Genomic DNA, 22985 nt, shown 5'->3' on the forward strand with positions numbered 1-22985 from the left:
AACCTCGTCCCCAAGGTGGACGAGGTTTTGTTGTATTCTTCAATAACCTACTATAATTTTAATTCTTGCTTTTGTTGTCTAAAATGAAGATTTCTCATTTTTCCAAATAAAATCCAATCAACAAATAATCCAGCTATTAACCCCCAAAAAGCTGATCCGATTCCAAATATAGAAACTCCTGATGCTGTAACAAGAAAAGTAATTAAAGCACTTTCCTTTTTGTCCCCTTGCATCGAAACACTTAAACTGGAGCTTAATGATCCAAACAGCGCAATTCCCGCAATTCCTGCAATTAATTCTAGAGCAAAAGCCGCAAATAAAGAAACAATGGTGGCTCCAAATATACCAAAGATAAGATAAAATATTCCACAAGATATCCCAGCTATATAGCGCTTATCAGGATTAGCATGTGCTTCTTTTCCTGTACAGATCGCTGCTGTGATCGCTGCCAAGTTAATGCCATGAGAACCAAATGGTGCAAAGACAAGAGAAGATAAACCCGTTGCAGTAATAAGCGGACTCACAGGCGTTTGATAACCGTCCGCTCTTAATACACTAATACCAGGTGCATTTTGTGATGCCATAGTGACAATACATAACGGAATGCCAATTCCTATTAAAGCATTAATAGAAAAGGAAGGTACTGTAATAATAGGATGGACAAAATTAATATGAACGTTATGAAAATGTAATTCATGTGCTAAATAGGCTGTAAACAGCCCTGTAAGTAACGATACGATTACAGCATATCTAGGAATCCAACGTTTGGAAAATAGATAAAATACGATCATTGGGATAACGACAAAAGGCAGTTTTCCTAAAGAAGTAAATACATTAATGCCGAAATGCAATAATATGCCTGCTAACATTGCCGTTGTGATAGATTGAGGGATTTTTTTCATGATGTTTGAGAAGAGACCCGTAACGCCTAAAATCGTAATAATAACAGCTGAAACGATAAAGGCTCCAATGGCTTCAGAGTAAGAGTATGTACTCCAACTAGATACTAATAATACAGCCCCCGGTGTAGAAAAAGCCGTTATAATTGGTGCTTTGAACCAGAGGCTTAATAAAATACAAGTTAATCCACTGCCAAACGAAATGGCCCAAATCCAGGAAGAAACAAGGCCTTCACTTAAATGAGCTACTTTAGCTGCTTGGAAAACGATTAATAAAGGACCTGCATATGAAACTAGAGTTGCAATTAAGCCGATAACGACAGCGGATGTAGAATAATCCCTTTTAACATTTTTTAATGATGTAAGAATAAAGGTGTTTAACTTTTCCATTAGATACTCCTTTTTGTTAAAAATATTTAGAATAACCCATGAATAAATATTAATTTGCCTGATAATTTAACTTCTCAAGCTCTTCATCGATTCTTTTTACATCAATTCTTTCAAAAAGCGGTTTTACTTTGTTAAGTTTTTTGGGAGGGCAAGTTATAGGTTGCCACTCTAATTTTGAAAGTCCTAACAACTCTTTTACTTCTTCACTTGAAAAAGGAAGGAAGGGACTTAGTAATTGAGCTAAATTAGCAATAATCAGAACGCAGTTCACCATTGTATTTTGACAGGCTTGTTTGTTTTCGTTAATTTGCTTCCAAGGCTGTTCTGCATCAAAATATTTGTTGCCTTCACGTACAAATTCAAAGATTTCCTCAATCGCTTGCTTAAAATGAGCATCCTTAATCAAAAAGCCAATTCTTTGATATAAATCTTCAATCCTTGTTTGAATTGCTTGATTGATTTCACCCTCTGGAATGTCTCCTTCAAAATATTTTTTGATAAACTTTAAGGTTCGGTTTACTAGATTTCCGTAAGCTCCTAACAGCTCGCTATTGTGGCTGTATATAAACTCCCGCCATGAAAAATCGGTATCACGATTTTCAGGGGCATTCACGGTTAAAAAGTATCGGATAGAGTCGGGATGATACCTTTCTAAAATATCCGGAACCCATACTGCCCAATTTTGGCTCGTTGATATTTTCTTTTTTTCAAGTGTGACATATTCATTGGAGATGATATGCTTTGGCAATCCTTGTACACCGATTCCTTTTAAAATCGCTGTCCATATAATGGAGTGAAAGGGGATGTTATCTTTACCATGTACATAGTAGGTTTCTGCATCTTTTGTCCAAAATAGAGCATCATCCTGATTGGTCTCCTTTGCCCATTGCTTACTGGCAGTATAATAACCCGCAACAGCTTCTATCCATACATAGATCTTTTTTTCTTCGAAGCCGGGAACAGGTACTGGGACTCCAATTGGTAAATCTCTAGAAACAGCGCGATCCTGCAGTCCTTCATGCAAATATCTTTCAGATAATTGTATTGCATTTTCTCGCCAAGCCTTTGATTCTTTTGCTTCTTTCACAAATTGCTCAAGATCCGCTTGGAAGGAACTTAACGCAAAATAAAAATGCTCGGTCTTTTTTATGGAAGGAGGCTCGCCGCACAGCTTGCATGTCTTTTCAAGCAAATCGAGCGGGTCTAAGATTGTAGAGCAATAATCGCACTGATCGCCACGTGCTGGCTTTCCGCAATTGGGACAAATTCCTTCTACATATCGATCCGGGAGAAACTGTTCATATGTGTCACAATACGCTTGTTCAATCTCTTTCTTATAAATCAAACCATTTTCAATTAAGCTTAAAAAAATTTGCTGCACGATTTCATGATGATCTTTTGAGTCCGTGCGAGTGTATATGTCATAGGAAAAACCTAATCTTTCTAAACAGTCTTTAAATTCATGATGATAACGATCGGCAATGACAGCAGGTGAAACGCCTTCTTGCTTAGCTCGAATTGCAATAGGCGTCCCGTTACAATCGCTTCCTGAAACATAAAGGACGTCCTCACCTTTTAAACGAAAATACCTCGCTAAAATATCTCCTGGCAGTAAGCTCGATAAATGACCAAGATGCAAGGAGCCATTTGCATAAGGCCATGCTCCGCCAATAAAAATACTCATGTCAGATTCCTCCTAATCTTTATTGAAAAATAAAAAACCCCGCCCTAATCTAGTCATAGATAAGGACGAGGTTTGAATTCCCGTGGTACCACCTTTATTTACTTTCGCACTTGCATGCAAAAGCCTCACTAAGTACGGAGTAAATTCTTACTCGTATACTGTGGTTTTGATAACAAGTGCCAACTCTTGTCGCATCCTACTAGTATCAATGATACGTTCAGTGCGAGGCTCAAAGGCCATTTTTCAAAGGGAAATCTTTGCTTCTTTTCAGCTCCCGAAGCTCTCTGGGAAAGATATCATCCTTCTACTTTTCCTCTTCATTGCCTGTAATTATTTTCATTTAAAAGGAATTATATCTAAAATGTGGAAAAAAGTAAATAAGAAAAAAGTAGATTGGTTAATTAAAGCATGGAGTTGCCAATGTTAAACCGATTTCTATAAGGTAGTGGATGGAGGAAGAAAAAAAGAGTGCCTTATCCAACGGCACTCAGGTTATAGAAAGGAGTTTTTAATAGACTTTCACTTGAAAAATCTGATCGATTTTATCAATTTCTTCTGGCGATAATTGAACCTCTATGGTTTTTAGATTGTTTAAGACCTGTTCGGCGCGTTTTGCTCCTGGTATGAGGACATCAATTGAATCTTGGGTTAAATACCAGGCTAAAACGATGTGAGCGATTTCTACATTTTTGGCTTCTGAGATAGGACGCAGCTGATCGACTTTTTCTAAGTTTTTAATAAAATTGTCTCTTTGAAAATGGGGTTTATTTGCACGTAAGTCATTGAAGGTTGTATCCTTGCTATATTTTCCGGCTAACAAGCCTGAGGCCAATGGGAAGTATGGAATAAAGGAAATATGATTTTGTGCAGTATAAGGAAGCAAATCTTTTTCCGCATCTCGTTGAATTAGATTGTACTCATCTTGAACGACATCAACATAGCCGTCTTTGTTTGCTTCTTTTAATTGTTCTAACGAAAAATTGGATACACCAATGGATCGAATTTTTCCTTGATCCTTTAATTCTTTTAAAGCGCCGACCGCTTCATCTTTAGGAGTTGCTTCATCAGGAAAATGGATATAATACAAATCGATGTAATCCGTTTGCAGCCGCTTTAAACTATCCTCTACAGATTGCTTTAAGAAGGAAGGTGAATTATCAAGCACTATTTGATTGTTCACAAATTTATGAGCCCCTTTGGTTGCGATCACAACATCCTCACGTTTCCCTGTTTCTTTGATCACTTCTCCAATTAATTCTTCTGAACGCTTCGGACCATAAATAAATGCTGTATCCAAAAAGTTCATCCCGTTGCTCAAAGCGGTCCTTACAAGGTTTTTACCTTCTTCTTCATCTAAATTAGGGTATAAATTATGCCCGCCTACTGCATTTGTACCAAGACCAATCGGATTCACGTATAAATCTGACTTCCCTATTTTCACAAGTTTTGTCACTAATAAGCATCTCCTTTTGTTAGGTTCAACACAATCTTAACAAAATAATGGGAGGAGATGAAAAAATTTGCTTGTTATCTCCTTATTTAAAGAGATAGAAAAGGTTATATATTTTATCATCTCTCAACTTACTAGTACGATCTAAATTGATTCTAATAAGGAAATAAAATTTTGTACAACTGCACGAGAGTTATCTTTTTTCCATATTGCAGCTATCTCGAACCCATTTGTAACCTCAACTAAATCACGATATACGACCCCTTGTCTCTTTAACCTTCTTACTGAACTAGGGACAATGGATAAACCAATTCCAGAGGATATTAAATTGATCGTTGTATGCATATGTTTGGCTTCTTGGACAATTCTAGGAGAAAAACCTGAATCTATGCATAGTTTGATGATTTCATCATAATAGTTAGGTCCCATATGGCGGGGAAAAATAATAAAAGATTCATTTTTTAAATCTGATAAATGAATTTTTCTCTTATCTGCAAAGGGATGGCTCTCAGGAAATGCCACAATCAATGTTTCATGCAATACTGTTTTTTTATTTAGCAATTTTTCATCTGATGGTAACCTTGAGAAGCTCACATCTAATTCCCCTTTTTTTAATGCTTCAATTTGCTTAGTAGTCGTTAACTCTCTTAATTCCATTTCCACATCTGGATATCGTAACTGATATTCTCTCAATATTTTTGGTAATACATCATAGGAGGCTGTTGTAACAAAACCTATGGTAATTTTTCCTTTTTCGCCACCCCCTGCTCTTTGAACTTGACGAACCGAATCGTCCACCACCTCAAAGATCTGATAGGCTCTCTCTAACAACACTTGACCTGCATCAGTCAAACGAACTTGCCTTTTACTTCGTTCAAAAAGCAAGATCCCTAATTCTTGTTCTAATTGCTGTATTTGTCGACTTAATGGCGGTTGCGCTATTTTTAGAATTTCTGCAGCACGTCCGAAATGTAGTTGTTCTGCAACCGTTATAAAATATTTTAAATGTCTCAGTTCCAACTTTTAATACCTCCAAAGTATTAAATGATAACGAAATATATATTTTACATATTGATTATTTAAATTTACCATAGGATTACAATAAGGGAAAAAGAATGTGCGAAGATCTCTTGTGTTCATTAAAATCAAGCTTTTCATAAATAGAAAAAAGGTATCAAATAGTTTCTCAGAAAGGGCTGGTCAATTGTGGATAGAAAAAAAGTCATTGTCATAACCGGAGGAAATAGTGGAATAGGAAAAGCAATAGCAAAAAACTTCAGCAAAGATTCCAATGTTATCATTATTGGTCGAAATGAAGAACGTCTTATTCGTACTGCACAAGAGCTAGGAGATAATGTCACATGGCTAAAGGCTGACATTTCTGAAAGAGAGCAAATTGAAAAATTACGAGCAGCTATTACAGAAAAATATAATCATGTGGATGTATTGGTCAATAATGCTGGATACATAAAAAGAACGACTACCGACTTGGATCTAAAAGAAGCAGAAGAAGCATGGGACAGCATGGTTGACACGATCCTTAAAGGAAGTTACTTAATGTCTGTCGCTATTGCAAAATACTTAACAAGACCTGGAGGAAGAATCATTAATATAGGTTCAATTGCTGGTATTACAGGAGGAAGGAGCCCAGGAGCTTTAGGTTATGCATCTGCAAAAGCGGGTCTTCATGGGTTGACTTATAGTTTAGCTCGAGAACTAAGTCCTCAGGGTATTACTGTAAATGCTGTTAACCCAGGATTCATAGAAAAGACTGGGTTCACTGGGGATTGGCCGAGCGATGCCATTCAAGGAATCATTGATCAGGTCCCTTTAAACAGAGCTGGACAAGTAGAGGATGTAGCTTCTGCAGTCAGGTATTTGGCATCTTCTGAAGCTTCATTTATTACTGGAGAAATACTGAATGTAAACGGGGGCTGGGTGTTTGGACGAGGCTAAAGGAGAATAATAGATTGATAATTCTATATTAATATTTTAAACATTCACTACATCTATTTCTTAATAAAGGAAATTAATAGCATTTCTGTATTTAAAATAAATCGAATTAAAGAAGGAATGGATCAAGTCATTCAAGGAGCTTATTTTACTCTGTTGAAACAAACGATCTGTTCCTTTTTTCTTTTATAAAATATCATACTGTCTAAAATTCTAAAAGTTGAGCCTCTAATTTATCGGATAATAATACATAATTATGTTGTAAAGAGTTTTTGTTTTTACCAAACTTCCCCCCTTATGTAAATCGTCTAATAAATAAAAAGAGGTGAGCGTCCATTTGGAAGAGTCTGTTTCAGAGTTATTAGAACTTGAAAATGAAGAAGCATTATTAGATGAAATGATGATTAGGTACGGTCAATCTATTTTAGAATTGGTCTATTCCTATGTACATAATCAATCCGTAGTGGAGGATTTGACACAGGAAATTTTTGTAAAATGCTATAAAGCTCTTCATACCTATCAGAGGGATGCCAAATTTAAAACGTGGCTATGGCGGATTGCGATTAATCATTGCAAGGATTATTTAAAAAGCTGGTATCATCGGAAAGTATGGATGACAGAGAAAATGGCAAGCTTTACGGGTCCTGCAACTCAAAATGTTGAGCAAGATATTCTTAATAAGGAAAGTGAAGAAGTACTTGCCCATGCGGTACTTCGTCTTCCAGTCAAATATCGAGAAGTGATCTATCTCTATTATTTTGAGGAACTTTCAATAAAGGAAATAGAAGCCATCATCGATGTAAAAATAAACACCATAAAAACAAGGTTAAAGCGGGCAAAAGAGCTTTTAAAAGTAGAACTGGAGGGTTGCTGACATGGATAAGCAATTACAAAATCTCCGCCAATCGATGAAAAATAGTGTTTATAAAGACCTGGTGTTTTCCGAAAAGCATCGTGAAGCTGTTCGTAGGGATATTAAACAAGAAAATGTCGTGGAAGCAGTATTGCAATTGCTTGTTCAAGAAAGAACAGGTGTTGAATTAAGAAAGTTGATTACAGCAAGAGGGTTTACGAAATTTGATCATCGGGAAGGGTTTTTATATACATTGCTGCATCAGCTTGAACAAAAAGGCTATCTTGCCACTCGTTGGGACGATCATAAATTGAAATATTATGCTTTAAATCAAAAGGGACAAAAAGTATTAAATAAGGTTGAGAAAAGTAAGCGAGCTAAGACTCTTATCCTACGAAAGCTGCAAGGAGGGAGCTTGTCATGAATGATAAACAGAACTTTTTGGATGCAGTCACAAAGCAAATCCGCTCCAAGGAAGCGATAAAACTAGTGGCAGAGGAGCTTGAGCATCATCTTAGAGAAACAAAAAGGACTTCGTTAAAGAGGGGCTTTCCGAACAAGAAGCTGAACAAAAAGCAGTAGAGCAGATGGGCAACCCAGATATAATCGGGCAGAAATTCAACAACCTTTATCAGCCAAAAATCGAATGGGGATTGGTTAGCTTGTTTCTAATTGTGTTGGGACTTGGATTTTTGCCAATGGTTCTTTTTAATGGCAATGGAGGATTGTATTTAAGTTGGACGAGCAAGATCGGTGGCATCGTTATTGGGTTGATCATGGTAGCAACCATAAAGTTCTTTAACTATCAAAAGCTGAAAAATTTTGGTTGGTGGTTGTTTGCGTTTGGCTCTCTTCTTTTGCTCGTGGCGAATAGTCCTCTTTTTCCGACTTTTAATCTTATGGTAAACACAGACATTCTGAATTACACAAACATAAGCCGAATCGTGAATTTTATTTTTTTCATACTTCAAGAGAAAATCTTGATATTCGTGAGAAGAAATGGATAGGTTTGAGAAGAATATGATTAGTATTAAAGAAGTAGTTGGCTTACCTTTTGTAAAAGCAAAAATCACTTTTCGCGGGAAAAGTATGAAATTAGCAAATGTTTTAATCGATACAGGTTCTGCTGAAAGCGATAGTAGTTTTTTTAAAGTGAAAGTAAAAATCTCACCCAATAAGCACGAGATTAAGAGCTTCTTATTGGATGGGATCTATATCGTTTCACTTAATTTTCTGTTGTAACCTTCTCTTTCAAGCCAGCACTTTCCTTATTCAAATAACCAATTGAGGTTGAAAGCAAAATTTTTGCTGCGATGAGCATCGATTTTTCATCGATGTTAAATTTAGGGTGATGGTGAGGGTAGATCGCCCCGCTTTCCTCGCTTCCTGCACCTGTTAAAATGAAGGTACCAGGAACCTTTTCTAAATAATACGCAAAGTCCTCTCCGCCCATAATAGGGGTGACTTCCTTCACGTTTTCTCCCCCAATGATTGGAATGGCATGCTGAACAATGAGATCTGTTTCTGCAGGATGATTAACGACAGCAGGGTACCCTTTTAAAAAGTTAAATTCATAAGTGGCACCAAAGCCTTCACAAGTAGTTTTAATCACTTTTTCCATTTCTGCGATGATGAAATCTTGAACATCTGTATCAAAGGTGCGCACAGTTCCTTCAATTTCGGCTGAATCTGCGATAATGTTAAATGCATTTCCAGAATGGAACTTTCCAACCGATAGAACAGCCGGTTTTAAAGGATCGACTCGTCTGCTAACGATTTGCTGAAGCTGTTGAATTATCGTCGTTCCTAATACGATCGAATCGACCGTTTGATGCGGAGCAGATCCGTGACCGCCCTTCCCGAAAAGCTTAATTTCAAATTTATCCGCTGCCGCCATAATCGGACCGCTGCGATAGCCAATTTCCCCAACCGGAATAGTTGACCAAAGATGGGTGCCAAAGATGGCATCGACTCCATCTAGACAACCGGCTTCAATCATTGGTTTTGCTCCCCCGGGTGAAATTTCTTCGCCAAATTGGTGGATTAAGACTACATTTCCGTTCAGATCATCTTTTGCTTCAGATAAAACCTTCGCGATCCCGAGTAACGTAGAGGTATGGGCATCATGTCCGCAAGCATGCATTACCCCAGGAACCTTGGATTTATATTCGACCCCTTTTTCATCCTGAAGAGGAAGCGCATCAAAGTCCGCTCGTAATGCAACAGTTTTACCAGGCTTCCCGCCTTTAATGTAGCCGACGACCCCATTTCCGCCAACACCTGTTTTCACTTCAATCCCTAGATCCTTTAAGTACTCTGCGATTTTTGCTGCTGTATTTACTTCTTGAAAAGATAGTTCTGGATACTGATGAAAATAGCGTCTAAGCTCCACCATTTCTGGAAAAATTTCTTCAAGTCTATTAAGCAACCCTTCCAAAGTAACCCCTCCGAATAATTAACATTTATTAATTATTATACTGCTATATTTGGATAAAGGGGGCTATTTAATAGAATAATATTAAAAATTTAGTACACGTGTTTTAGTAATTTGATTGTTTCTTTCATAAAACTTGCTTCTTTTACTTTCTTCGCTGCTTCATTTGATACGATTACTTTATAATTATTAGAAAGCATGCAATTGCGAAGCTGATCAATGGAGTCACACTCTTCAAAGAATTGATTTTTCACACAACCAAACTGGACGGGTAAGTGTGAATCACTGCCTGCAACGACTGGTTTATTCAATCTTTGTCCTAGTGCAATCACTTCTTCTTGTGTAAAAGGCTGCTTGGCGACATCCTTGCCATTTAAGTCAAAGGCATCAAATTGCTGCAGGCGATCATCCCCAAGATGAATAAGAGGGGTTGATTTTCGAGTAGGATGTCCACCAATCTTTAATAGATTAAAAGAGTGGGCAATGTCAAAAAGCTCATCGAATGATGGGAAGTTGTCTTTATCCGTTCGGTCTGCAAAATGAGATCGGATTTTACGAATGTCATCTCGATGACCGATTAATAAAATGTGCCCTGTTTCCTTAATATCAATCTCCATACCGCTAAATACCTTGAATCCGTCAACATCATAATATTGCGTATATGAGTAGTGTTGATCTAATGTATCATAAATATCTTCAAATCGGCGCGTGTTAAAATGCTCCGTTAACGCTATGGCGGTCAATCCATTTTTTCGAGCACTTTTTATCATGTTCTTAAAGTAGCCAATATTAAAATCTACATCCTTAGACATTTTTGTATGTGTGTGAAAATCGATAAACATAAATCATTCTTCCTTCCTCTAAGTAGTTACATTTGATAAATATTTCCAACATAAAAAGTGAGAGCCATAAAAAGGATTGTCGCTCCTAAAAAGAGCATATCTTTTTGGCGTATTCTTAAATAAGATAACTTCAATCGTTTTGCTTCTGGATTGTGCAGCCCATAGGTAAAGCCTTTCACTTCCAAAGCTTCAACGGTTGTACGTGTCCGCTTCGCTGTATTTAATATCATTGGATAAAAAGCGATCACGGCAATTTTACTAATATATATAAGCTGTCTCCAACGTAAAAAACCTTTGTGAACAGGCATTTTTCCCCTTAATCGATAGGAGTTTATAATTTGATGGTACTCCTCGACAAGAATAGGAATCATTCGATATCCATAGGAAACGCCAAAGCTTAGTTGTCCAGGTAAACCAAAGCTGAGCAATGCATCACTAAATTTCTCTGGATCGAGGCTTGAAAAAACAGCCAAACTGGCAAGAGCGACCGTTACCAATTTTAAGGTAAGTGTCAATATGGCTAGAAAGACTTTGAGATCGCCACTCAAAAATAGCGTAATCAAAACGATCGATACTAGATTACAAATTGTAGTAAATGCCAGCATCATAATGATGAAGCCGCTAATCCTGGAAATCGAAGCAATAAGAAGCATGAACCCGAAAAATATGACTAACACGATTCGATTGTGTACAAACCATGGAATGATCGCAAAAAACATATACCAAATAAGCAGTACTCTCGGATCAAATCTAGATAAAAACGTATCTTTCCTTACAAATGCCGTTCGAAATAAGGTTAATTTCAAATTTTCTAATGAAAAATTACTTAATATCTTCTCGATATAACTCAACGTCATCCCTCCTAGTGCTTATTCGATCACAGAACTCCTCCACACTTAATGCTGGAGGATGCAGCTCAATTGCATGACTAAGCTCTGTAATTTGCGGAGGTCTTAGACCAGCTTCTCTCATTAAGAAAGGATTCGTAAATAATTGCAGCCCGTTTATGTCTGCTAGCACTTGACCATCCTTCATTACGATAATTCGATTTGCCCATGATGCAGCTAGCTGCATATCATGAGTAGCTATTATGATCGTTTTTACATGATCTTTTAATTGATCTAGCATAGAAACGATTTCTTTACGGCTTGATACATCTAAGCTGGCAGTTGGCTCATCAAGCAACATAATTTCTGGACGCATCGCAACTCCTATTGCAAGAGATGCTCTACGCTGTTGCCCGCCGCTAAGCAGCCGACCATCATGATCTTGCAGTTCCTCTAGATAAAATTGTTTGATGAGTTTATCTACAAAAGGATCACGGTCAGGAACATTACGTGCCTTTAAAAAATATTCAATATCTGCCCGAATATTGTCAGCGATAAACATTTTTTCTGGATCTTGATAAATATAGGTGACCGATTCTGCTAGTTCCTCTGGGGATATATCTCTTGTATTTTTTCCAAGAACCGTCACCGTTCCTTCTTTTGGCTTTTGGATACCGGTAATGATTTTTTGTATAGTGGACTTTCCAGCTCCATTAACCCCAACAAGAGCGACTCGGTCACCTTCATAAAAACTCAAATCAATCCCGTCTAGTATTCTCTTATCTGACTTATCTATTGCTTTGTACCCGTGAAATACATCCTTCATCTCAATAAGTGGCTGATTTTGTTGTGATCGATCTGTATTTGTGAAAGCATCGCTTGTATTTGAAGTGAGGGATTTTGCATGGTTAAAATACTGAATTCCCTGTTTTAGACTCACAGGATAAGGTTTCAAGCTCCAATTCGCTTTATAAGCGGCTAGTGTCACTTGAGGCGGGAAAATGTTCCGCTCCAAAAGTGTGTCCACTTCGTTTAATGCGAGATCAACTGGCTTTTTCCAAATTAATTTTCCTTGATCCATTAAAATAACAGACTTACAATATTCAGCAATAAATTCCGTATGATGTTCAATCACAATAATCGTTTTATTAAATTGCTCATTTAGCATTTTCAGTACATGATAAATATGAACGGCATTCATAGGATCTAATTGAGCTGCAGGTTCATCGATAATAATCATTTCCGGGTCCATTGTCAGAACACTAGCCAAGGCAACCATATGCTTTTGCCCGCCGCTTAACTGCCAAATGAACTGATCACGAAGGTGATTCAATTCTAACAGCTCCAAGATCTCATCAGCCTTTTCCTTATAATCTGCAAATCCAAAGTTCATTCGGGAAAAAATCATTTCATCATATACTTTTGGACGTACTAATTGATTTTCAAAATCTTGATAAACATAGCCTACATACTTTGACATTTCTGCAACAGAGCACATCAAGGTATCTGTTTCGAAAACGCTAGCCTTGCCTGAAAAATCTCCGATATAATAATGAGGAATAAGGCCATTAAAGGTTTTGCAAAGGGTAGACTTACCGCTGCCGTTGCTTCCAATGACAGCGATAAAATCGCCTTTATTAATGGTTAGATGAATATCCTTTAATACCTCTTTCGTTGAACCAGGATACCGGAATGATAATTGTTCAACCTTGATGATTTCTTGACTCATTTATCTACCCTGCCCTTGTATATTCTTTGTTACGTGATTTGGATTTAATGAAAAATACAATAGCAACGACTACAGCAGCGATTACAATGCCTATCCACACAAATCCATCTCCGAATTGGTCGATAAAATCAGGCTTCCATGCCCCAATGTCGACAACTTCACCTAAAACTCCAAAAAGCATCGCCACAACAAATACACCAGCCGCTAAAGCAAGGAATGAACCAGCCGCTACTTTAGAGATGCTTCCTTCTCGTGGTTTCATTCCTAGAAGAGGTTCAATTTTGCCGTGTAATCGAGGGATTAAGTACATGGCAGGAATGATCCCAACGATAATCCCAGCAACAACAAACTCCATTGAACATTCAATGATTTCTAGGACGAGAATACTTTCTGGCAACCCTTTAATAGCGTCTATATCACTAACGCCAATCCAAACCTTAATACAGTCTGCTAGACCACTTAATACCTGTTCTACGGCTACACCTACCATTCCAGCAGCTGCAATCGAAGCTTTACTTTTTAAATTTTTGACCATTAAACCTGCGATGTATAGGCCAATAAATAAAGTAAGAACGCCTTCAATTTCTCCAAGTCCACCAAAGTCACCCATAAGGAGGTCTGAAAAAATAACCTCCCCAACAGATGCACCAAGAGCTGCATAAAAGGGGTTTAACAGCATCACTAAAATTAGACCGATAAAACCAAAATAAGGGATTCCAAGTTCGATTGACCCAATTGCAACATCTGGAATCATTTCAGTAACTAAATCACCTAAACCGAAAAGCGCCATTGATAAGACAAATATCATTAATTTTTGTGATTGACCTTGCTGAACCTGCCTTGTTGATAGAGTAGGATTCATTCATAGTACCTCCCATTGGATTATTCAATGTTCATTTTATAAATATAATGTTTAGTAGATTTGTTAATAATGTAAACGAAATGCAAATTTTTTATCAAAAACATTTCATATGATAAAAAACTTTCATCTTCGTTGTACTTTCAAATCTCTCATGATAGAAATAAGGGGAGGTGAGTATGGATGGTCAAATTAAACTTCGAATCTAAAAATCTCTCGCACAGTCAAAAAAAAGTGGCGGATTTTATCTATAAACAGCTAGAAAGCCTTCCTTTTTTAACAGAGCAGGACATAGCAAGGCAATCTGGAGTTAGTATCTCAACCGTATCAAGATTTTGGAATGTTATAGGGTATAACAATTTGAAGCACTTTAAGCAACAGCTGAAATCAGAAAAAGAGACGACACCCGTAGTCAAAATGAAGGACAAAATGGAGAAGGTTGCGGATCATGATCTATTTAGCGAAATGATTCAATTGGAAATGAGGAACCTTGCTGAAACAATGAATTCTCTTGCTAGATCTGATTTTAATGACACGGTTAATCAAATTATTCAAGCAGATCAGATTTTCCTTTATGGATCGGGTCCATCCCATTCTTTGTGTGAGCTGCTGCAATTTCGTCTTAACCGTCTAGGATATCGTATTCATCACATTTCTAAAGGAGGGTGGGAGCTATTTGAGTCTGTAGGAAATATCGGACAATCCGATTTACTAATCGTGTTTGGTTTTGCTAATTCAACACCAGAGTCTAAATTACTATTAGATTTGGCAAAGGAAGCTCAATGTCCTTCCGTTCTTATTACGGATATGTTGGTGTCCAATTTAAGAGATGCTGCTGATTTGGTTTTATACACATGCAGAGGAAAAATGTTCGAGTTTCATTCATTAGTTGCACCAGTTGCCTTAATTGATTCATTAACGGTAGCGATTGTAAAAAAAGATGAAAAAAATGCGTTGCATCAACTACAAAACATGTATGAATTACGAAAAAAATATTCATCATTTATTCAATATAAGTAAAAAAATATTCTGAAAGGTAGCTGCTTCTCTACCTTTCAGAATAAAGTTATAAAAAATTACTCTCTATCTTCTTTTTCCTCATAAAAAATAGATCCACTTTGTGAAGTAGGGTGGTACACCATTTTTCCGCCGTAATGTCCAGTTAAAGTCAAGGTTGTTGCCCCAGCAATACAAAAAATAAGAATGAGAGGGAGTAAAAAGGATTGTTTTCGATAATGTCTTACTATTTTTAAAGCAACAATCACGCCAAAGATTAAAAGGGTGATGAGTGCATACCTTTCATGAATATGGACGATAGAACTGATTTCGTTTCCGTTTCTTTCAGCAAACTCTTCTGCTCCGTCACCAGTAAGGTAGGAGAGAATTCCAGTAAATAGACCAGATGAAAATAAAAATAATGCAAGCTTATCAAAAAAATCTTTTTTCCATAGTGCGAGGAATTGTGCGATAACCCCCATAATCAATAGTGCAATTGGAAAGTGAACCAATAATGGGTGAAGCGGTGTTGACAACATATACTCTCACTCCTTTTATTATGAAAACAAGGTAAGCATACAAAAGAAAGCTGAAAATAAGCTGAAAAAATTAAGAAGGTAAAATAGGTAAGGTAATGATAAATGTACTTCCTTCCCCCGGCTTACTTTTGACTTCAATCGTCCCATTTTGATCGAGGATGAACTCTTTTGCGATGGAAAGACCTAAACCGCTGCCCCCAAATTTTCGAGACCTCCCTTTTTCTACTCGATAAAAACGATCAAATATAAAAGGTTGGTCAGCTTCTGGTATGCCTATTCCGTTGTCTGAAACGGAAATAGCAACGTCTTTTTCATTTCTTGCCCACGCTTTCAGCAAAATTTGCCCCTGATGTTCAGTATATTTACATGCGTTGTCTAAAAGAATATAGAGTATTTGCTTTAGGTAAGATGGATCTGTCATAACAAGCATAGGTTCATCTACCATATCTAAATGAAAGAAACGTTCATGCTCCTTTCTTTGGTATTGCTCAAGGATCGATTGTATGAACTCTTTTAGTGAAAAATCAACATGATGAAGCTTTATCTTCCCTTGATCTGTTTTTGCAAGAGTTAGCAAATGGTCAACTAATTGATTCATTTGTCTTCCTTCATCTTTTAAATCGAGAATAATTTGTTTTGTAAACGAAGAGCAATTGTCCATTTCTTGCTCTAAAACCTCAAGAGATGTTGTAAAAACGCTCAATGGAGCACGAAGCTCATGAGAGGCGTTTGATACAAATTCTCGTTGCTTTTCATAATTTCTTTTTATGGGTTCAATAGCACGCTTAGATAAATGATTAGCAAGGAGAAAAGAGGCAAAACTACTGAGTGCACTAACAATGAATAAGAGAAAGAACCACTTTTCCAACTGTTCATGAAAGTAGCTTAAATCCTTAACGACCCAAAGATATCCTAATTTTTGATCACGATCGTAAAGAGGGCTGCACATATAAATTATATGTTTTTTTCCATGTGATTTTGTTTGCAGTTCGATAAAATATAATTTGTTTTCATCAGCATTTAGCTTGCTCATCTTGTTTATAAAACTAGAAGTGATAAGAGGGTCTTCCTTTAGGACATCAATTTGTTTTTTATTTTTTGAAACAAAGATGGATAAATAATAGGATTTTTCTGAAGGGGTACGCTTCCTATTAGGTTCAAGTTGTGAAGATATTTCTGATTTTGATATATTTAAGACTTCATTTCTAGCAGCATCGAAAAGAATCATTTTAAATAAAAAATAAATAATCAACAAGATAATTGAAAGTACAGTAAAGAACCAAAAGCTATAGGTCCATGTCAGCTTTTGTTGTAATTGTTTAAACAACGTCGTTCACCCACTGATATCCAACTCCTCGTACCGTTCGGATATAGATCTGTTTTGTGGAGGGATCTTCAAGTTTCTTTCTTAGCAGTTTTATATAAACTTCTAATGTATTAAAGGTAACATCACTATCGAAACCCCAAACCTTTTCCAAAATAAAATCTCTTGTTAGAACATGTCCTGGATGGTGCACAAAAATTTCAAGCAATTGAAATTCTCTTGTGGTGAGTGAGATCAATTGACCGTTTTTTTGGACGCAATGCTCCTTTAAGTTTATCTTTAAATTGGAGATTTCAATGACTTCTTCTTGAAGCTGATAATAATTCCTCCTTGTTAATGCTTTTATTCGAGCAATTAACTCTTGAAACTCAAAGGGTTTAACAAGATAATCATCTACTCCTGCATCAAAACCTGCTAGACGGTCTTCCAAAGTATCCCTTGCTGTTAACATTAATATAGCTCCTTGATACCCCGTTTTTCTCAAATTCTGACTTATTGAAACACCATCCGTGTTTGGAAGCATCCAATCCAAAATAATAACATCATAATGGGTGGTTGAAGCATAATCAAAGGCAACTACCCCGTCTTCAACCCACTCCACAGTATAATAATTTTTTTTAAGTAAATGAATGAGCAATTGGGCTAACCGTCGATCATCTTCTGCTAATAAAAGTTTCACCTTCATCTATCCTTTGCTTTCATTTAGGTAATTGAGAATGATCTTTAAATCCATAGTACTACCAATGTTTAGGGAAATGAAGTTGTATTACTTAAAGATAAGGATCAATTGGCTTTGTTGAATATTCTTAGGAAAGGAAATAGTAACCCAGCTAATGCTGTTGACATGAAACAAGAAGAAGTGAACTCCAATACGAGGTGAAAAATGAATAAATATAGAAGATAAAGAGAATATGGATACAAGAGAGAATATGAAATATAAAGGATAAAGATTAAGTGATCAGGATTTAAACATGAAGGATGATATGATTCGGGGGGCTTCTATTGAAAAATGAAAGTCGATATGAAAAATAGAAGCTCGTTTCATTCTCTCTCCTCACAGTGATAAAATAAAGAGTAAGTAATAAATAAAATGAAGCCACTTGACCAAACGAATATTACTCGTAGGTGATGAACCCCAGAAAGCAAGGTTGGAAAAGGAAGTACATTTTCGCTCATTTTACAGATTCATAAGTGAGGTGTAGAAGGATGAACTGGAATTTCTTTTTTGAACGAGGATTAAATGTTAGAAAAAAATTAACACGTCTGCATCATTTGAATGCCATTATGTTTCTTGTTTTAAGCATAACGGGCTTTATATTATTTTCTTCGTCATTTCGTTCGGCACTGCCATCTATTAGAGTTGGGATCCGAAGTGTTCATGTATGGATCGGAATCATCAGCTGTCTGCCTTTCTTATTCTATTTGCCTAAAATGAAAAACCATCTTTTTACTCTTCGTAAAAGGAAGAATAATCGTTTGAATCTCCATGTCGTCCTAACCATTCTAGTCTTGCTGATCGTTTCTGGTTTTCTTTTAACTTTTCATCGTGAACTGCCGCTTAGAGTAGTCTCCGCCTCTTTATTTGTTCATGATATTGCCACGTGGTTTGGCGTTCCGTATGCAATTTATCATAGTATGACTCGTAGCAAATGGTTTAAGGCTCTTGAAAAAAGTAAAATACGAGAAGAGCCGATGGTCATTGACGATTATAACCCCATTTATAAGAGAAGAACCTTTTTACGTGTAACCAGCGGAGGTGTGATTGCCCTTTTATTTGCACCTGTCATAGTGAAATGGCTTAAAACCTATTTTCCATCTATAGGTGAAACGACGTCTCCCTCCAATGCTGCTGCTTTCACACCTTTACCAGCAGCTGATCCTTCATCGTTACCGCCCATTGGTGGAGGGAGGAATGGAGAGTTTCGTTATTATACAGTAACAGAAATGCCTTCTCTATCTTCAAATAATTGGACATTCACGATTGACGGCCTAGTGGAGCAAAGTAAAACCTACAATTGGAATCAGTTTATTGAGCTGAAACGCAGTGTTCAGGTGAGTGATTTTCATTGTATCACGGGTTGGAGTGTTTACAATATCACATGGGAAGGCATTCCACTTCATCAGTTTTTGAAGGAAGCAGGGGTAAAGGGAAAGGCAAAGTATGTTAAGTTTTATTCGAGTGATGGGGTTTATACGGATACGTTAACGATCGACCAAGCAATGATGGAGGATATGATGGTGGCCCTTATGATTGATGGTGAATTAATTAGTCAAAAAAATGGTGGACCCGTCCGGTTAATTACTCCCAAAATGTATGCCTATAAATCGGTCAAATGGCTCAATCGAATCGAGCTTATTGAAAAGGAACACACTGGCTATTGGGAGGAACGAGGCTATTCCAAAGACGCTTGGGTGTAAGAAAAAGTGTAAATGACTTGCACTAATGTTGAAAAAAGATTCCCTTGTGCTCAGAAGGTGTCCTGCAAGGCTAGTCACAGACTATGGAAAAAACCACGTTAGATAATCTTACAAAAAATGCATATTTGTCCAATAAATATGATATATTTATAATCAGAAAATTCGCAATAAAAATACAATTCCATTAAGGAGGGGTTGTTCTACATATTCACGTTTCATTGATTCGTTTGGAGGTGAGTCCGATTGTTGTACATCAGCTGCCACAAACATTAGGTGAATTTAAGCAAGCACTTATGAAGGAATATAATCAAGTGAATCAATTGATTTTTAAGGTTGGAGTCATTGAACAACAAGTGAGTGTTGTGGAAAATAAGATTCTAATTATTGCCAAGCATAAGCGTATTCCAGTATTAGAGATCATTGAGAGTTCAAGTGATAACCTATCGGTGATCATTGATCGCTTATTGATTGAAAAATACAAGAATTTGCTGGAAATGTATCTAGTAGAACGATTCGGATTTAGAATTCAAGTTATTTTGAAGGATTATCACCCCGAAAAGGAAATTAGTGGAACGATCATTATATTAGATCAAAAAGTAGAAGAATATTTGACTGGTAAAATGAGCTCAATCATGAGAGCAGGACAACCGTCAGGAATGTAAAAATCGAAAGAATGTTTTTTCGATTTGTTCACTGACGGTTGTCTTTTTATGTGTGAAAAAAAGCGGAAGCCTTTATGAATGAAGTGAAGAGCACTCACCTGTTGAAAATATCGCTCATACGATACAAATAGAAGTGTTTTTCATGAAATGAGATAAAGTGAAACTTCAATCAGTGAGGGTCTTACTGCCCGTTAATCCGGGATTAAAGGAGTGATCGAAATGTATAAGCTTGAGGTAAAGGATTGCGGAAAAATGTTCAAAAAAAATGGCCAAGAAGTCATTGCATTAACGGAAACAAATTTGCAAATCTCAGAAGGAACATTTGCTAGTATCATTGGACCAAGTGGCTGTGGAAAATCAACCTTATTTAATATGATCGCTGGATTGTTAAAGCCAACAAAGGGAGAAATTCTGTTAGATGGGAAAAGCATTGTCGGAAAAAGCGGTTATGTAGGCTATATGCTCCAAAAGGATCTTCTGCTTCCGTGGAGAACGATTTTGAAAAATGTCATATTGGGGTTAGAGATAAAAGGGGTTTCAAAAAGAAATGCGGAGGAAAGGGCCTTGCCTCTTTTGCATAAATATGGATTAAAAGGGTTTGAACATCACTATCCGCATGAGCTGTCGGGAGGGATGAGACAAAGAGCAGCTCTACTGCGAACTCTGCTTTACGATCAAGATATTATTCTTTTAGATGAGCCTTTCGGTGCGTTAGACGCACAAACACGTTTACTTATGCAAACTTTACTATTGCAAATATGGGAGGATTTTCAGAAAACGATTCTTTTTGTCACACATGATATTAATGAAGCGATTTATTTATCTGATGACATCTATGTCCTTTCGCCGAGACCAGGGAGATTAAAAGCAAAAGTATCCGTCAATCTCCCGCGTCCAAGAGATGAAAGTACGCTATTGACCAATGAATTTATCCAGTTAAAGCAGGAGCTTATGTCTATGTTAAAGGAAGATGAACAGCCGATCCAAATAGCGGAATAAGGAGGTCATGGATGATGGATGGAGAGTTAGAAACAATGGCGATGAAACAACAACAAATAGAAAAAAACAGCAAGAAAGCAAATGTAAAAGTACCACCTAAAATAGATGATGAAGAAGCTGTGGCTCTTAAGAAAAAGCGAATGATTGTGCTTGGTCAAATCCTTTTAGGCATTATGATTGTAGTCTTATGGGAGTTTCTTACTCGTTTAGAAGTGATGGATGCTTATTATTGGAGCAGCCCAAGTGTCATTATCGAAACGAGTTGGGTAGCTTTTTCGGAAGGAACTCTTTTACAGGATTTAATTTATACAGCAGGAGCAACGATCTTTGGATTTATTTCAGGAACCTTTGCTGGCTCCTTATTGGGATTATCTTTTTGGTGGTCAACAAGCTATTCAAAAATCGTCGAGCCTTATTTAGTAGCCTTTAATGCGATTCCGAAGCTTGCTTTAGCTCCTGTTTTAGTGATCATGTTTGGAATTGGTTTTAGCTCAAAAGTAGTTCTGGCTTTTATGATGACGGTTATTGTTACAGCGATTGCTGCCCATAGCGGGGTGCGGTCAGTGGATAAGGATCTTGAAAAATTATTATTTTCTTTAGGAGCAAAAAAACGTCATGTCTTTACAAAAGTAGTTGTACCATCCGTAATGCCATGGATAGTCAGCAGCTTGAAAATAAACATTGCTCTTGCATTGGCTGGGACTATCGTAGGTGAATTTATTAGCTCAAGGCAAGGTGTAGGTCGGATGATCCTTTATGCAGGTCAAATCATGAATATTAATTTAGTCTGGGTGGGTGTCGTTGCTTTATCGATTTTATCCATCCTGATGTATCTAGGCACTGTTTGGCTTGAAAAATGGCTGTTGAAAGGGAAGTCACATCACTAGAAAAGCGGCCGATTAAGTACGCCATGTCCTGTGGCGACATCGGCACTTGTACATCCTGTACATCGGAGCTAGACACTATTCTAACTTCAAAAAACTAATACTTTCTTACTTAATAAAAATAAGGGGGAGATTTCATGAAGTACAGAGGAAAAATAAAAATGCTGGTGATCATGCTCTTTTTACTATTAGCAGGATGCTCGTCTACACCTTCTAGTACAGATGAGAAAAAGGAAGACGGAAAAAGTCAAGAGTTAAAAAAGCTTGTCATTGCCGAGCCTGTGCATCTAATTGGTTATCTCCCGTTATATGTGGCTATGCATGAAGGTTACTTTAAAGAAGAAGGATTGGAAGTTGAAGTCATTACAGCAACAGGTGGTGCTCATGTCACCTCCGTAGTAAGCGGAGAGGCTTGGGGGAATATAGGCGGACCAGAATCCAATGCTTTAGCGAATATTGGAAGCAAAGACCCAATACAATCGGTTGTCAATGTCGTTAATCGAGCTAATGTGTATTTAATGGCGAACCCAGATTTAAAGCTAGAAGACAATAGCTCCCATGCACTAGCTGAATTTTTAAAAGGAAAAACGATTGCTGCAGGACGCTATGGCGGAAGTCCGAACCTTTTAACAAGATGGCTGCTAATGGACTTAGGGTTAGATCCAGCAAAGGATGTCAAGCTTGAAGAGCCTGCAGATGCAAGTGCGGTGGTGTCTCTTGTGGAAAGTGGGAAAGCGGATATGGCAAATGGAGCAGAGCCGCAAATTACAGAAGGAAAAAACAAAGGGGTGTGGGCGGAGCCGTTTTATAGCTTCACCGATTTAGGAGATTACCCTTATTCTGTACTAAGTGTGAAGAAATCAACGATTGAAAAAGACCCTAAAACGGTCCAAAGCTTTGTCAATGCAGTTATTAAGGGGTTAGAGGCTGTAGAAAAGGATCCTGAGTTAGCGATGAAAATATTAAAAGCGGAGTTTCCGACAGCGTCTCCTGAAAGTTTACAAGCAGCCTTAGATCGAGCTTATGCAGATGAGCTATGGAGTAAGGATGGGTACATTTCAGAGAAATCTGTAGCAAAGCCAATGAATGTGGTAAAGAAAACAGGTGTTTATAAAGGTGAGTATAAATATGAAGATCTGATTAACATGACATTTGTTGAGAAAGCTTCAGAATAAAATTGGTTTTTTGATTCAAAACTGATTAAGGGAAGGGAGTCTTTCCCTTCCCGTTATTATAGAGAAGA

23 protein-coding genes and 1 other annotated feature are annotated in these 22985 nt (G+C 37.2%); of the genes, 11 read left to right on the plus strand and 12 right to left on the minus strand.

Translation table 11 applies throughout. The features are described 5' to 3' along the window. Positions 1-50: 50 nt before the first annotated feature. The 4 genes from FDO66_RS02595 to FDO66_RS02610 form a co-directional block, all read right to left on the minus strand. Positions 51-1289, minus strand: a complete 1239-nt coding sequence (locus tag FDO66_RS02595) for a benzoate/H(+) symporter BenE family transporter (RefSeq protein ID WP_141430848.1) — start codon at positions 1287-1289, stop codon at positions 51-53. Positions 1290-1338: 49 nt separating this feature from the next. Beyond that, the gene (gene metG / locus FDO66_RS02600; protein WP_141430849.1) at positions 1339-2973 is read right to left on the minus strand and encodes a methionine--tRNA ligase; all 1635 of its coding nucleotides are present in this window, start codon (positions 2971-2973) and stop codon (positions 1339-1341) included. A 58-nt stretch (positions 2974-3031) separates the two neighbouring features. Then, positions 3032-3303: a binding site (T-box leader), on the minus strand. 178 nt (positions 3304-3481) lie between these two features. Then, entirely contained in the window at positions 3482-4426 is a 945-nt protein-coding gene (locus FDO66_RS02605; protein ID WP_141430850.1) for an aldo/keto reductase, read from the minus strand. A 141-nt stretch (positions 4427-4567) separates the two neighbouring features. Further along, positions 4568-5443: a LysR family transcriptional regulator gene (locus FDO66_RS02610; protein WP_141430851.1), complete on the minus strand. Its 876-nt coding sequence runs from the start codon at positions 5441-5443 to the stop codon at positions 4568-4570. A 186-nt stretch (positions 5444-5629) separates the two neighbouring features. Here FDO66_RS02610 and FDO66_RS02615 point away from each other — a divergent pair, with 186 nt between their 5' ends. The 5 genes from FDO66_RS02615 to FDO66_RS02635 all read left to right on the plus strand — a co-directional run bounded on the left by FDO66_RS02615 (position 5630) and on the right by FDO66_RS02635 (position 8471). After that, a complete protein-coding gene (locus FDO66_RS02615) occupies positions 5630-6379 on the plus strand; it encodes an SDR family NAD(P)-dependent oxidoreductase (RefSeq protein ID WP_220095146.1) in 750 nt (249 codons plus the stop codon). Positions 6380-6713: 334 nt separating this feature from the next. Continuing rightward, positions 6714-7250 carry a sigma-70 family RNA polymerase sigma factor gene (locus FDO66_RS02620; protein ID WP_141430853.1) on the plus strand — a complete coding sequence of 179 codons (537 nt, stop codon included), beginning with the start codon at positions 6714-6716 and terminating at the stop codon, positions 7248-7250. A gap of 1 nt (position 7251) precedes the next feature. Beyond that, positions 7252-7653, plus strand: a complete 402-nt coding sequence (locus FDO66_RS02625) for a PadR family transcriptional regulator (RefSeq protein ID WP_141430854.1) — start codon at positions 7252-7254, stop codon at positions 7651-7653. Between the two features lie 163 nt (positions 7654-7816). Next, positions 7817-8236, plus strand: a complete 420-nt coding sequence (locus FDO66_RS02630) for a hypothetical protein (RefSeq protein WP_141430855.1) — start codon at positions 7817-7819, stop codon at positions 8234-8236. Positions 8237-8249: 13 nt separating this feature from the next. Then, positions 8250-8471, plus strand: a complete 222-nt coding sequence (locus tag FDO66_RS02635) for a hypothetical protein (protein WP_181444418.1) — start codon at positions 8250-8252, stop codon at positions 8469-8471. On the opposite strand, the gene FDO66_RS02640 is transcribed toward FDO66_RS02635, so the two are convergent. The 5 genes from FDO66_RS02640 to FDO66_RS02660 all read right to left on the minus strand — a co-directional run bounded on the left by FDO66_RS02640 (position 8455) and on the right by FDO66_RS02660 (position 13923). Continuing rightward, on the minus strand, positions 8455-9666 hold the full coding sequence (locus tag FDO66_RS02640; protein ID WP_141430857.1) for a M20 family metallopeptidase: 1212 nt from the start codon (positions 9664-9666) through the stop codon (positions 8455-8457). The genes FDO66_RS02635 and FDO66_RS02640 overlap by 17 nt on opposite strands. Before the next feature lie 89 nt (positions 9667-9755). Then, entirely contained in the window at positions 9756-10505 is a 750-nt protein-coding gene (locus tag FDO66_RS02645; protein ID WP_141430858.1) for a PHP domain-containing protein, read from the minus strand. A gap of 26 nt (positions 10506-10531) precedes the next feature. Next, positions 10532-11356, minus strand: coding sequence for an energy-coupling factor transporter transmembrane component T family protein (locus FDO66_RS02650; RefSeq protein WP_258535540.1), 825 nt, complete (start codon positions 11354-11356; stop codon positions 10532-10534). Beyond that, on the minus strand, positions 11328-13061 hold the full coding sequence (locus tag FDO66_RS02655) for an ABC transporter ATP-binding protein (protein WP_141430860.1): 1734 nt from the start codon (positions 13059-13061) through the stop codon (positions 11328-11330). The genes FDO66_RS02650 and FDO66_RS02655 overlap by 29 nt, the downstream gene beginning before the upstream one ends. A gap of 4 nt (positions 13062-13065) precedes the next feature. Further along, positions 13066-13923: a DUF8171 family membrane protein gene (locus tag FDO66_RS02660; RefSeq protein ID WP_141430861.1), complete on the minus strand. Its 858-nt coding sequence runs from the start codon at positions 13921-13923 to the stop codon at positions 13066-13068. A gap of 180 nt (positions 13924-14103) precedes the next feature. Between FDO66_RS02660 and FDO66_RS02665 the strand changes: the two genes are divergently transcribed. Next, positions 14104-14940: a MurR/RpiR family transcriptional regulator gene (locus tag FDO66_RS02665; protein ID WP_141430862.1), complete on the plus strand. Its 837-nt coding sequence runs from the start codon at positions 14104-14106 to the stop codon at positions 14938-14940. Positions 14941-14996: 56 nt separating this feature from the next. On the opposite strand, the gene FDO66_RS02670 is transcribed toward FDO66_RS02665, so the two are convergent. The 3 genes from FDO66_RS02670 to FDO66_RS02680 all read right to left on the minus strand — a co-directional run bounded on the left by FDO66_RS02670 (position 14997) and on the right by FDO66_RS02680 (position 17458). Next, positions 14997-15455, minus strand: coding sequence for a DUF2231 domain-containing protein (locus FDO66_RS02670; protein WP_258535541.1), 459 nt, complete (start codon positions 15453-15455; stop codon positions 14997-14999). A gap of 70 nt (positions 15456-15525) precedes the next feature. Continuing rightward, positions 15526-16782, minus strand: a complete 1257-nt coding sequence (locus tag FDO66_RS02675; protein ID WP_141430863.1) for a sensor histidine kinase — start codon at positions 16780-16782, stop codon at positions 15526-15528. After that, positions 16775-17458, minus strand: a complete 684-nt coding sequence (locus tag FDO66_RS02680) for a response regulator transcription factor (protein WP_141430864.1) — start codon at positions 17456-17458, stop codon at positions 16775-16777. The genes FDO66_RS02675 and FDO66_RS02680 overlap by 8 nt, the downstream gene beginning before the upstream one ends. A 527-nt stretch (positions 17459-17985) precedes the next feature. On the opposite strand from FDO66_RS02680, the gene FDO66_RS02685 reads away from it, so the two are divergent. The 5 genes from FDO66_RS02685 to FDO66_RS02705 all read left to right on the plus strand — a co-directional run bounded on the left by FDO66_RS02685 (position 17986) and on the right by FDO66_RS02705 (position 22917). After that, positions 17986-19197: a molybdopterin-dependent oxidoreductase gene (locus FDO66_RS02685; RefSeq protein ID WP_141430865.1), complete on the plus strand. Its 1212-nt coding sequence runs from the start codon at positions 17986-17988 to the stop codon at positions 19195-19197. 218 nt (positions 19198-19415) lie between these two features. Continuing rightward, positions 19416-19859 carry a Na-translocating system protein MpsC family protein gene (locus tag FDO66_RS02690; protein ID WP_181444419.1) on the plus strand — a complete coding sequence of 148 codons (444 nt, stop codon included), beginning with the start codon at positions 19416-19418 and terminating at the stop codon, positions 19857-19859. Positions 19860-20078: 219 nt separating this feature from the next. After that, positions 20079-20858, plus strand: coding sequence for an ABC transporter ATP-binding protein (locus FDO66_RS02695; RefSeq protein WP_141430867.1), 780 nt, complete (start codon positions 20079-20081; stop codon positions 20856-20858). Positions 20859-20893: 35 nt separating this feature from the next. Beyond that, positions 20894-21745, plus strand: a complete 852-nt coding sequence (locus FDO66_RS02700; RefSeq protein ID WP_220095148.1) for an ABC transporter permease — start codon at positions 20894-20896, stop codon at positions 21743-21745. 134 nt (positions 21746-21879) lie between these two features. Next, positions 21880-22917 carry an ABC transporter substrate-binding protein gene (locus FDO66_RS02705; protein WP_141430868.1) on the plus strand — a complete coding sequence of 346 codons (1038 nt, stop codon included), beginning with the start codon at positions 21880-21882 and terminating at the stop codon, positions 22915-22917. Positions 22918-22985 lie beyond the last annotated feature (68 nt).

Source organism: Bacillus sp. 03113 (assembly GCF_006546985.1).
Lineage (GTDB): Bacteria > Bacillota > Bacilli > Bacillales > Cytobacillaceae > VATK01.